The organism is Limosilactobacillus gastricus PS3 (assembly GCF_000247775.1).
Classification (GTDB): Bacteria; Bacillota; Bacilli; order Lactobacillales; family Lactobacillaceae; genus Limosilactobacillus; species Limosilactobacillus gastricus_A.
The window spans coordinates 47612-58658 of sequence record NZ_AICN01000028.1 but is presented as its reverse complement, the minus strand read 5'-3'; the positions used below and the strand labels follow the sequence as shown (position 1 = coordinate 58658).

Here is an 11047-nt window from a genome sequence, read left to right as displayed (position 1 = left end):
TTAACCCAGGGCGTGTTAGAGCGGTCGGTTAATTTGCGTTCAATCAAAATCTGAACTCATAGTTAAACCAATTCCTTTGACACTGCCAGTATAAATGGTGGTGTCTTTTTTATTGAAAGTAAGGAGAAATGGAAGATGGTAAAACCAATAATTGGCATTACTGGTGGAGTCTTAACGAATGCGGGACCCTTTCAAGGTTATCACCGGAGTTATGTTAATGAAGACTATGTCCAAGCGGTCATTGCTAATGGGGGAGTTCCTGTAATTATTCCGGTGACTAGTAATGAAGAAGTGATTAAATCGCAGATTAACACCGTTGATGCGGTCATTTTATCCGGTGGGAATGATATTGATCCCCGCAATTATCATGAAAATACGACACAGGAATCAGGTGATCTGATGCCGAGTCGGGACTGGTTTGATTTACAAGTGGTCCAATTAGCTGAGCGGGCGAATAAACCAATTTTAGGGATCTGTCGGGGTGCGCAAATTATTAACGTTGCTCATGGTGGTTCTTTATATCAAGATTTAAAGTATCGACAACATACATCACTGCAACATTTGTATCATGATCATCCCGATCAGGTTACTCAAACCATTTCAATTAACACCGGGTCCAAACTGGCTCATATTTTTGACCAGACCAAACTAGCGATCAATTCCTTTCATCATCAAGCTATTCACCGATTAGGTCGACATTTACAGGCAACCGCCTGGGCTGAAGATGGGGTAATTGAAGGTTTTGAAAGTCCACAACAGGCGATAATTGGGGTGCAGTGGCATCCGGAAATGTTGTATCGTCGTGAAAAAACGATGGATCGCTTATTTCAAGCCTTAATTAATCAAGCACAAGGAGAGAGAAGATGACACAGACAACAATTAAAAAATTGGGCTTTTGGTCCATTGTTTTGTTTGCCATTAATTCAATAATCGGATCTGGGATCTTTTTAACCCCGGGATCAGTAGTTTCGATGGTTGGCGCTAAAGCCCCCCTGGCCTATTTAGGGGCAGCAGTAATCGCGATTGTTTTAGCGATTTCCTTTGCTTCAGCCGCTAAATACGTTTCTAAAAGTGGGGGTGCCTATGCTTATGCCAAGGCTTCCTTTGGGGATCGATTTGGTTTTTATATGGGCGTGGTGCGTTATTTCTCGGCTTCAGTAGCTTGGGGAGTCATGGCAGTAAGCGTGATAAAGTCAACTTTATCGATTTTTGGCGGAAATCCCAACGATTTTCGGAGCGTGTCCATCGGTTTTGTAATTTTGATGATCATCATTACGATTGTGAACTTCTTGGGCGAAGAATTTTTTACCTGGGTGAACAATCTATCAACGATTGGCAAGTTAACCTCTTTGGTGATTTTGATCATCGCCGGAGTTAGTATTCTTCTGGTAACTGGTCAAAATAATTTTAGTCAGATCAATCGTTTGACGGGCAATGGTGGTTTGATCCCATCAGTTACCACTTCATCATTTGTGATGGCCATGGTGGCGGCTTTTTATGCCTTCACTGGCTTTGAAAGTGTGTCGAGCGGTTCAGAAGATATGATTAAGCCGGAAAAGAATCTTCCTCGAGCAATTCCGTTGGCAATTATCATTATTTCTATTATTTATATTGGGACGATTTCGGTGGCAATGATGATTAATCCGGTGGCAATCGTCAAAACCAATCAAGTCGTGGCCTTGGCAGCTGTCTTTTCTAATCGAATTTTGCAAACCATCATTTTATTAGGGGCCTTAGTCTCCATGTTCGGGATCAATGTAGCGGCCTCTTTCAACTCACCGCGAATTTTAGAAGCGATGGCCAACGAAGGTCAGATGCCACATTGGATTGCGAAACGTAATCGCAAGGGAATCCCGATTGTGGCTTATATCATCACCGTGGCTTTAGCCATCTTAATCCCAATGTCATTCTTATATGAAACTACTTTGGTAATTTTGATGAGTGCCATGGTTCGCTTTTTTGAATTTATTGTCATTCCGATAGGGGTGGTTGGGTACTATTATGATAAGCATCAACAACCAATCTTAAATGCCCCGAAAAACTGGTGGACGGATGTATTAATTCCGCTGCTAGGGGTCTTGTTGACGGCCTTCTTACTCTTTGAATATGATTGGGTCGGTGAATTCTCGATCCACGGTCACCTGAATTGGTATGCGATTTCTGGAATGATCGGTGGCTTTGTGGTCTTACCGATTATCTTTGCCCTATTTGCGCGTTGGGAACGTAAGTAACTAAAGGACCTATGCGGTCTACTAAAAAGGCTGGAGCTGATGCCCCAGTCTTTTTTAATGAGTTAAAATTGGTCGCTATCGGGATTAAATAACCGTTCATGGCGGCCCCGATAGCATTCGGCTTGGATCGTAACGTGATCGATCTGATACTTGTCTTTCAGGAGTTGATCAACCTGTTGGTACAATTGTTCAGCTTCGCTTAGTCGAATATCATTACAATTAATATGAAGTGACATCGAATTGTGGTGTTCATCAATCATCCAAGCATGCAGATGGTGGACGTGACAAATCCCATCAATGGCTAACAGATCCCGCTCAATTTCATCATAATTTACAGCGGGTGAGGTTTGCATCAAAATGTTAAAAGTGGTTTTGATGATTGGCCAGGCTTCATAAGCGATATAAAGGGCGACAATGATGGTTAAAAGGGGATCCACCCATTCGGCATCGGTAAAGGTCAGAACGAGAGCCCCAATGATCACGGCAACTGATGATAAGGTGTCGCTGAGTAAATGGAGATAAGTAGCCTTGATGTTTAAACTAGTGTCTTTACCCGCGTTTAAAAGAAACATTGATACAAAGTTGGCAATTAACCCAATCACAGCAACTACCAGCATTAATGGACCGTCAATTTTTTCGGGATGCTGGAAACGTTGAATGGCTTCAATGATTAAGACGACTGCGATCAAAACTAATAAAGCGGCATTAAAAAGAGCGGCCAAAATTTGGGCCCGTTGGTAGCCGTATGTTCGCTTAGAATTTTCCGGCCGTTGACTAATGATTTGCGCTCCATAACCAATCGCAATTGATACTGTATCGCTAAGGTTATGCATTGCGTCGGAAAGGAGTGAAAGGCTACCGGAAAAGATACCACCTAAAATTTCTACCACCGTAATGATGGCATTAAGGAGGGTGACACCGCCAAATCGCTTCCCCGAAACCTGATGTTGATGCATATAAATCCCCTTTATCTTGCTTTTGAAAATATTGTACAATAACTGGTCTGATAAGGAAATGTGACCTTTAAAGAAAAAACAAGCTAAATCGCCGAAAGGGCTTGTTATTTCGGTTGCTTTTACAGATAATTAACTCATTGAATATGAGGGAGAAGCGTATGGAAGATCAAGAACGAAATCTTGCAATTACGACCTGTATCTTAGCGGGCCAGATTTTGATCGAAAATGGATCGAATATGGATCGTGTGAACGACACTATGTATCGTATGGGGAGTGCGGCAGGCTTAAAATCCTTTCAGGTTTTTACAACGGTTACTGGGATCGTAGCCTCGTCTGATCATCAACCGAATGCTCAGGCCGTCGATATTCGGGTACGAAAAAATAATTTGCGCAAAATTGCCCAAGTGAATAGTGTTTCCCGGCAGTTTTCGGCCGGAGAACTAAGTCTTCAGCAAACCTATCAACGACTGAGTGAAGTTGATCGGGATCAAACTAATTTACCAGAATGGCTCCAATGTTTAGCAGCAGCGATCTTAAGCGCCGTTTTGATGGTGATTTTTACCGAAGATGTTCGCGATATCGCCTATGGATTTGTGATCGGTGGCTTAGGTTATTGGACTTTTCTCCGGCTGTTTGGTCGTTTCCAAATTAAGTATATTAGTGAATTTTGTTCTGCCTTGGTGATTGGGATCTGTACCGTTTTATTAGGCAAGTTAGGCTTGGTTCATGATACCAGTGCCACCATTGTTGGTTCCATTATGCCACTGGTACCAGGGGTTCCATTAACGAATGCGGCCCGCGATTTTGTTTCTGGAAATCTGATTAGTGGCCCTTCACGAGCTTTAGAAGCTTTATTGACGGCAGCATCGATTGGTTGTGCGATTGTCATCGTTTTGCGTTATTTTTAGGAGTGGCTAATGCAAACTAATTTATTAATTCAATGTTCAATGGCCTTCATCGCAGCAATCTGCTTTGGGATGATGTTAAATATCCCCGTCAAAGCATATCTGCCTTCGGGCTTGATTGGTTGTTTATCCTGGGCAGTCTATGTCATTTTATATTTCCAACTTCATTTAGGGCTAGCCATGAGTAACATGATTGGGGCCATTTTAATTTCGGTTACTAGTATGTTGTTGGCCCGCCGGCAAAAATTACCCATGATTATTTATAATGTACCGGCGCTAGTTAACTTTGTGCCTGGGGGCCAATCCTACCGGATGATCAGTAATTTTGTCTTGGGTCATAATGCTTTAGCGATGACTTATTTTTATCAAGTCATTGTCATTGCTGGAGCTTTGTCACTGGGTTTTGGGATTGGTGATTTGCTGAATGCCGCTATTTTCGGCCGACGGATTCGGGGACCGCGGCCCTTTAGTCAGGTATTATTACCGAAAAAACGCCCGCCGAAAAAAGACTGATATGGTATAATTTTCCCAATAGACAAGAAAGCGAGAGAGAAACTTAATGTTAATCCAACAAGATCATGGACGGAAACTACGCTTTTATGTTTCCGGAATTCTTTTCATCATCATTGCTCTAATGGTTTGGAAGAGCACCTTATTACCGAGCACCGTCGATGCAGCATTGCAAACTTTGTTCACCAGCAACCACGCATCGGGTTTCATGACTTTTATCATGAAATTTATCAGCTTCATTGGTAGCCCGAAAATGACCATTCTGTGGACCTTAGTGATTGCCTTCCTGTTATGGGGATTCAAGTTTAAGGTGCCGGCGGTATGGTCAGTTGTCACCTTGTTTGGTGCAGATGTCCTGGGCTGGATTGTTAAACACATTATCCAACGGGCACGGCCATCGCAACACTTGGCTTCTGATGATGGTTACAGTTTCCCGAGTGGGCATGTCTTAGGGACTTTCATTGTAGCCGCCATTATTCTTTTGATCCTGGTACCTTTGATTCAAAATCGGTTAAAACGAAATCTAACGATTGCCTTAACTTTGATTTTCGTAATTCTGTTAGCCATTTCACGGGTTTACCTATATGCTCACTACCCAACTGATACGATTGGGGCTATGTTATTAGCCTACACTTGGGTTCAAGTGATGGAAATGGCTTATGTAAAATATGCACCGACTTTACAGCACTGGAATTTTACCCACAATTCACGGATCTAAAAAAACCGCCAAAATGGCGGTTTTTTTGTTAGCTTTCATTTCGTGATACAATCAGGTCGTAAGATCAACTGGGAGGTGGAACTAATGGAGTCCTTTAATTCAACAAGTTTTCGCCTTGATGGGCGGGTAGCCTTGGTCACTGGTGGTGCCAAAGGGTTAGGAAAATATTATTCAATTGCCCTTGCCATGTATGGGGCGAAAATTTTTGTGGTTTCTCGATCAAGAGATGGTTGGGATGAGTTGAGAAGTAAAGTAAGCGAGTTAGGATCAGAAGTTAATTTTCTGCAAGAAGACATTAGTCAAACTGATTGTGCCGATCAGATTGTCGAAGCGGTTATTAAGCAGTATGGTCATTTAGATATATTAGTTAATAATGCCGGAATCCAGATCCGTAACGATGTTTTAGCCTTTAAAGATGAGGATTGGGATAAAGTGATTAATCTCAATCTAAATGCACTTTATCATTTGTCGCATGCCGCCGCTAAAGTGATGGTTAAACAATCCTCGGGAAAAATCATTAATATTGGGTCGATGCAATCATATCGGGCAGGAAAGTATATTTTCCCTTACACCGCTTCTAAGCATGGGGTATTAGGATTAACGAAGGCCTATGCGGATGCCTTAGCCCCATATCATATTCAAGTCAATGGCTTGGCACCAGGCTATATAAAAACTGACATGACCAAAGCCTTACAAGATGACCCCGTGCGCGGTCCAGAGATTCAAGCTCATATTCCATCAGGCGATTGGGGCGTTCCGGAAAATTTGATGGGCCCAATGATCTTTTTAGCCAGTTCGGCTTCTGATTATGTGACTGGAGTGATGTTACCAGTTGATGGGGGCTATTTATTACGTTAAGGATTGTAGCCACTCGTTAGCTAAATCGATCCAATGAGCTACGTGAGGATCGGCATGATCGGGTTCGTTTGGTTTAGCTGCTAATGGGTTAGCGATCGTCATTCCATGAGGCCCGTGCTGAAAAAGATGAACCTCATGGGGGATTTGATGGGCGTGAAGGGCTAAACTGTAATTGATCGTGTTTTGGACGGTAATCAATGGATCATCCATTATCGCCCACAAAAAGGTGGGGACGTTAGCGTCCGTGACATGATGACTGGCGCTATAAAATTCAGGGTCATTCGTCCATTGATGAAGGGTATCAACATCATTAGGAAAACCTAGATCAAGGTCAATCACCGGATAACCAAGAATGGCATTGGATGGCTTTAAGATAGCGCTGTGCGTACCTAGCTGATTGGTGAGCCAAGTACTGTCCCAATAATCATTATATAATGAGACGATCAGTCCACCCGCCGAGAACCCAAGAAGGGTTAACTGATCATTTAAATGCCATTCTTCGCGATGCATTTTAACCATGATTACCGCCGCCGCTAAGTCTAAAATTGGTTGGGGTAATAAGGGCTGTTGTTCACTAAGAAAAGTGTAGCGGAGGACCAAGGACTGAAACCCTAGCGCGTTAAAACGTAAAGCGGTTTTTTCGGATGACTCAGTGGGAATATGAGTCATTGATCCACCCGGGACGATTAGGATCGCTGGTAGTTTTTGGTCAGGATAAGTACTTTGCAAATAAGCCGTTAATTGGGCGTGTTCATTAATCGGGTAATCTTTAATTTCCATACAGTCACCTCATGTGGTTTAAATAGGAGCATTATAATGCAAGTGGACGAAAGTTCTCAAGTTCAAATTCATCAATTAGAGGCCCGTGAGCTTGATCAGATTGAAAACCTGCTGGCCGATCGACAGCTTGCCCAAGCCGCTGGATTAAAATTGAGTGAGCATCCGGCTGCCCGGCGATGGGCAATTCAAAATTGGCTGAATCAACAAGTCCTCTGGGGAATTTTTAAGGGGAAACAATTGATCGGGCTGATCGCCTTATTTCTGATTAATACCGGTCGTGAATTAGGATATTTATTAGAAAGACCTTGGTGGAATCAGGGGATCATGACGAAGGCGGTACAACAAGTTTTAGGTCACTATGCTAACCAGTTAATTGTTGCTTATACGCGGGATGACAACCTAGCTTCACAAGCAGTTTTGCAAGCAAACGGCTTTCATTTAATTGCTAAACAAGCTGGCATCATCAAGTGGTCGACTTGTAAAATGTGAGTAAGCGTGTATAATCACTAATGTATCAAAGTAAATAGTTAACGAAGAGGTGCATGTCTCATCAGTAATCATTGTTAGGCTGGCAAAAGCTGGAGCATTGATGAAAGGGTGCCGTGCCGAAACAAAACTGGTTTGCCCCAGTGGCGTTGGGGGATCGTTGAAGAAGCGATTCACTGTCGTGGAAACACGGAGCGCTTCTAGATAAGATAGGTTCTTTCTGGTGTGCCCGGGAAGAACTTTTTTGTATCGAAAACGAGGAGGAAATCTGATGGCAACAGACACGAGTCACCAGCAAGGTGGCGAAATTAAGCGATCTTTGCAATCGCGACATTTATCAATGATCGCTTTGGGAGGATCAATTGGGACCGGGCTTTTTATTGCCAGTGGGTCCGCAATCACGACGGCAGGACCGGGGGGCGCTTTGGTAGCCTACGCCGTAATGGGAATCATGGTTTACTTTTTGATGACTTCCCTTGCCGAAATGGCCACCTATATTCCGTTGAGTGGCTCTTTCGCGGCTTATGCAACTAAATTTGTGAGTCCTGCCATGGGTTTTGCCCTTGGTTGGAACTATTGGCTAAATTGTGCTATCACCGTCCCGGTAGAAGTCACTACGGCGGGGTTAGTCATGAACTTTTGGTTCCCCCATATTCCATCATGGATTTTTAGTGCGGTTGTTTTCGCTTTGATCTTTTTAATCAACGTGTTGTCAGTGAAGTCATACGGGGAGACCGAGTTTTGGTTGGCCCTAGTGAAGGTGGTTACGGTAATTGTTTTCTTAATTGTCGGGGTGCTAGTTATCCTGGGGATTATGGGTGGTCAAGGACCAGTTGGTTTAGAAAACTTTACTTATAAAAAGGCCCCGTTTGTAAATGGCTTTTCGGGAATTTTGAGTGTTTTCCTAGTAGCTGGATTTTCTTTTCAGGGAACCGAAATGGTCGGGATTGCCGCTGGGGAATCAGCAGATCCAGAAAAGAGTGTGCCGCGGGCCATTCATTCTACCTTCTGGCGAATTCTCTTATTCTATATTTGTACGATTTTTGTCATTGCCTGCATTTTGCCATACACCAACCCAAATTTGTTGAGTTCGGACGTTAAAGATATTGTGACTAGTCCCTTTACGCTGGTCTTTAAGCGCGCCGGTTTAGCAGCGGCAGCGAGTGTGATGAATGCTGTGATTCTAGTAGCAGTGCTCTCATCAGCTAATTCGTGGATGTATGCTTCTTCGCGGATGCTTTATTCCCAAGCGCGGGAAGGTTATGCTTGGAAGATCCTTGGTTATATTGATAAGCGTGGGATTCCAATTTATGGGTTATTATCCACCTTAGTGATTGGAATTCTTGTCTGGTTAACCCAATTTATCGGTCCAGAAGCCTATAACTACTTGATTGGCGCTTCAGGATTGTCCGGCTTTATTGCTTGGGTCGGGATTGCCGTTTCTCATTGGCGATTCCGAAGAGCCTTTATGGCCCAAGGTCACCAGTTGAGTGAATTAAAGTATCACGCGGCTTTATTCCCCTTAGGGCCAATTTTAGCCTTTGTTTTGTGTTTAGTCGTCATTTGTGGACAGAATATTGATGCCTTCATCAATATGGATTGGTCCAATATCGCCATTACTTATATGACGGTGCCGATTTTTATCATCTTGTACATTTATTACAAGGTCAAATATGGTAGTAAATTGATCCCCTTAAAGAAGGTCGATCTATCACGGCGTACGAAAGGAGAAGCTTTTGAACCAGCCGATGAGCCGACTGGAGAAAGGCAAAATCACTAATTGACAATTATCGGTAACTATAATAAACTAAAATAGTTATCGATATGGAGGATTAGCTCAGTTGGGAGAGCGTCTGCCTTACAAGCAGAGGGTCACAGGTTCGAGCCCTGTATCCTCCATCGATTCATGCGGATATGGCGGAACTGGCAGACGCGCAAGATTTAGGTTCTTGTGTCCTTGTGGCGTGGGGGTTCGAATCCCTTTATCCGCATTTATAGTTTAAGGAGCTTGATTTAACCATTGGTTATCTCAAGTTTTTTTATTTCTGCGAAAGTCATCAGGGAGGGCGGTTAAATGCAAGTATTTGGATTAGTGATTATCGGAGTTTTAATCGGTACTTTCGTCATTGCCATGGGCGGTGGCGGTGGCGCCTTTTATCTGGGTGTTTTGACAGCACTGTTTGGCCTTTCGCCAGTAACGGCGGCTGCTACTTCTCTGGTTACGGCTTTGCCATCAATTTATGTTGGTGTGATTGGCTATTGGCGTCATCACCGGATTAACTTTAAAATTGGAAATCAAATGTTGTTTGCTGCTATTCCAGGAGTCATTTTAGGTTTATTATTATCACCTTGGATTCCTGAAAAAATATACACTTGGATTATTGCTCTGCTCTTGATTTATTTTGGGGTTAAGATGTTAATGAGACGAGGTCAGCAGCGATCGCTACAACACCCGCAGATCGCGGCCTTGTCCTATGGTTTGCTCGGGGGTCTAATGGTTGGTATTTCGGGATCCAGTGGGGGTGGCCCGATCATTGCTGGTTTATTACTGATGGGTGAATCGCTTTTTGATGCTACGGCCACCTCATCCTATGTTCTAGCCGGAATGTGTAGTTTAGGAGCATTGGTGCATGCGGCCTCAGGAATGGTCGATTGGTCCATAGGGGTTCCTTTGATGATCGGAGCGGTGATTGGTGGCTTGTTTGCCCCTACTATTGTAGAATACCTTGACCGTTACCCGATTAGTGAGCAAATTTTGCGGGTAGTCCTCGCTTTGATGTTAATTTTCTTTGGCTTAAAATCGCTATTTTAAGCATACTAGTAAGGAGAAACGATGGAATTAACCAAAGGACAACAAGTTGAAATTCGCCGAAAACAACGCCAAGGGGTGGCCTTCCCCGAAAGACTATTTCAATTGGCTTATGATCAGATTCCCGACGCTCCTTACGAATTTAAGATCCGTTTAATTGAAAGTCGGCAGAAGGATTGGCCCTTAACCAATGATGATATAAAAGTGTTAAGTGCGCTAGCCAATCATCAAAGCATCGATCGCCTGATAGTCAAACCGACCAAAAAGCGTCAAACGACTAAAAAAGCAAGTCAAGCTGAACTTAATTCGCTTCATCAGCAACTAAAAGGGCTAATCGCGAATTATCAGGCCCTACTTAGTCGTGCTGAAGAAGTTGGCCTCATGCCTTTAGAAAAGCAACGCCGCTGGCTTGATAAGGCTCAGCGAATTTTAGAGAATCATCGGGCCACGAAGGCAGTACTTAGCAAAGAAGTTGCATATTTAGAAGACCAGATTGATCGATGGTCGGATCAAATTAATCGTCGTCAACTGGATTGACAAACTTAGTTATCATGATAGAATACTAAGTATAGTCAAACGCGGAAGTAGTTCAGTGGTAGAACATCACCTTGCCATGGTGGGGGTCGCGGGTTCGAATCCCGTCTTCCGCTTTTTATTTTGCACCTATAGCGCAACTGGATAGAGCGTCTGACTTCGAATCAGAAGGCTGCGGGTTCGACTCCTGCTAGGTGCATCCCATTAAGAAATTGTAAAGCTGGAAAGAAGCAATTATGTTTCTTTCCAGCTTTTTTGGC

At 43.4% G+C, this 11047-nt stretch carries 12 protein-coding genes, 4 tRNA genes and 1 riboswitch; of the genes, 14 read left to right on the top strand and 2 right to left on the bottom strand.

Annotated elements, in window-relative coordinates:
- Positions 1 to 135: 135 nt before the first annotated feature.
- Together PS3_RS03635 and PS3_RS03630 are read left to right on the top strand one after the other, a co-directional pair.
- The gene (locus PS3_RS03635; RefSeq protein WP_007122098.1) at positions 136 to 867 is read left to right on the top strand and encodes a gamma-glutamyl-gamma-aminobutyrate hydrolase family protein; all 732 of its coding nucleotides are present in this window, start codon (positions 136 to 138) and stop codon (positions 865 to 867) included.
- Complete coding sequence (locus PS3_RS03630; protein WP_007122097.1) at positions 864 to 2231, top strand: APC family permease; 1368 nt, start codon at positions 864 to 866, stop codon at positions 2229 to 2231. The genes PS3_RS03635 and PS3_RS03630 overlap by 4 nt, the downstream gene beginning before the upstream one ends.
- Positions 2232 to 2293: 62 nt before the next feature.
- Here PS3_RS03630 and PS3_RS03625 read toward each other — a convergent pair whose 3' ends face one another.
- Positions 2294 to 3187, bottom strand: coding sequence for a cation diffusion facilitator family transporter (locus PS3_RS03625; protein WP_007122096.1), 894 nt, complete (start codon positions 3185 to 3187; stop codon positions 2294 to 2296).
- Positions 3188 to 3345: 158 nt separating this feature from the next.
- Between PS3_RS03625 and PS3_RS03620 the strand changes: the two genes are divergently transcribed.
- The 4 genes from PS3_RS03620 to PS3_RS03605 all read left to right on the top strand — a co-directional run bounded on the left by PS3_RS03620 (position 3346) and on the right by PS3_RS03605 (position 6178).
- Complete coding sequence (locus PS3_RS03620) at positions 3346 to 4095, top strand: threonine/serine exporter family protein (RefSeq protein WP_007122095.1); 750 nt, start codon at positions 3346 to 3348, stop codon at positions 4093 to 4095.
- 9 nt (positions 4096 to 4104) lie between these two features.
- Positions 4105 to 4605: a threonine/serine exporter family protein gene (locus tag PS3_RS03615; RefSeq protein ID WP_007122094.1), complete on the top strand. Its 501-nt coding sequence runs from the start codon at positions 4105 to 4107 to the stop codon at positions 4603 to 4605.
- 46 nt (positions 4606 to 4651) lie between these two features.
- Positions 4652 to 5320 carry a phosphatase PAP2 family protein gene (locus tag PS3_RS03610; protein WP_007122093.1) on the top strand — a complete coding sequence of 223 codons (669 nt, stop codon included), beginning with the start codon at positions 4652 to 4654 and terminating at the stop codon, positions 5318 to 5320.
- Positions 5321 to 5404: 84 nt separating this feature from the next.
- Positions 5405 to 6178: an SDR family NAD(P)-dependent oxidoreductase gene (locus tag PS3_RS03605; RefSeq protein WP_007122092.1), complete on the top strand. Its 774-nt coding sequence runs from the start codon at positions 5405 to 5407 to the stop codon at positions 6176 to 6178.
- On the opposite strand, the gene PS3_RS03600 is transcribed toward PS3_RS03605, so the two are convergent.
- The gene (locus tag PS3_RS03600; RefSeq protein WP_007122091.1) at positions 6170 to 6958 is read right to left on the bottom strand and encodes a lp_1002 family arylesterase; all 789 of its coding nucleotides are present in this window, start codon (positions 6956 to 6958) and stop codon (positions 6170 to 6172) included. The two genes, PS3_RS03605 and PS3_RS03600, sit on opposite strands and share 9 nt — an antisense overlap.
- 36 nt (positions 6959 to 6994) lie before the next feature.
- Between PS3_RS03600 and PS3_RS03595 the strand changes: the two genes are divergently transcribed.
- From PS3_RS03595 to PS3_RS03560, 8 genes are all read left to right on the top strand, one after another.
- The gene (locus tag PS3_RS03595; protein WP_040468023.1) at positions 6995 to 7447 is read left to right on the top strand and encodes a GNAT family N-acetyltransferase; all 453 of its coding nucleotides are present in this window, start codon (positions 6995 to 6997) and stop codon (positions 7445 to 7447) included.
- 36 nt (positions 7448 to 7483) lie between these two features.
- Positions 7484 to 7652: riboswitch (Lysine riboswitch) on the top strand.
- Positions 7653 to 7715: 63 nt separating this feature from the next.
- A complete protein-coding gene (locus PS3_RS03590) occupies positions 7716 to 9224 on the top strand; it encodes an amino acid permease (RefSeq protein WP_007122090.1) in 1509 nt (502 codons plus the stop codon).
- Positions 9225 to 9270: 46 nt separating this feature from the next.
- Positions 9271 to 9343 (top strand) — tRNA-Val (locus PS3_RS03585).
- A 9-nt stretch (positions 9344 to 9352) separates the two neighbouring features.
- A tRNA-Leu gene (locus PS3_RS03580) sits at positions 9353 to 9435 on the top strand.
- 83 nt (positions 9436 to 9518) lie between these two features.
- Complete coding sequence (locus tag PS3_RS03575; protein WP_007122089.1) at positions 9519 to 10256, top strand: sulfite exporter TauE/SafE family protein; 738 nt, start codon at positions 9519 to 9521, stop codon at positions 10254 to 10256.
- Between the two features lie 21 nt (positions 10257 to 10277).
- Complete coding sequence (locus PS3_RS03570) at positions 10278 to 10790, top strand: hypothetical protein (RefSeq protein WP_040468022.1); 513 nt, start codon at positions 10278 to 10280, stop codon at positions 10788 to 10790.
- Between the two features lie 41 nt (positions 10791 to 10831).
- Positions 10832 to 10903, top strand: a tRNA-Gly gene (locus PS3_RS03565).
- Positions 10904 to 10912: 9 nt separating this feature from the next.
- Positions 10913 to 10986 (top strand) — tRNA-Arg (locus PS3_RS03560).
- The last annotated feature ends 61 nt before the right edge of the window (positions 10987 to 11047 follow it).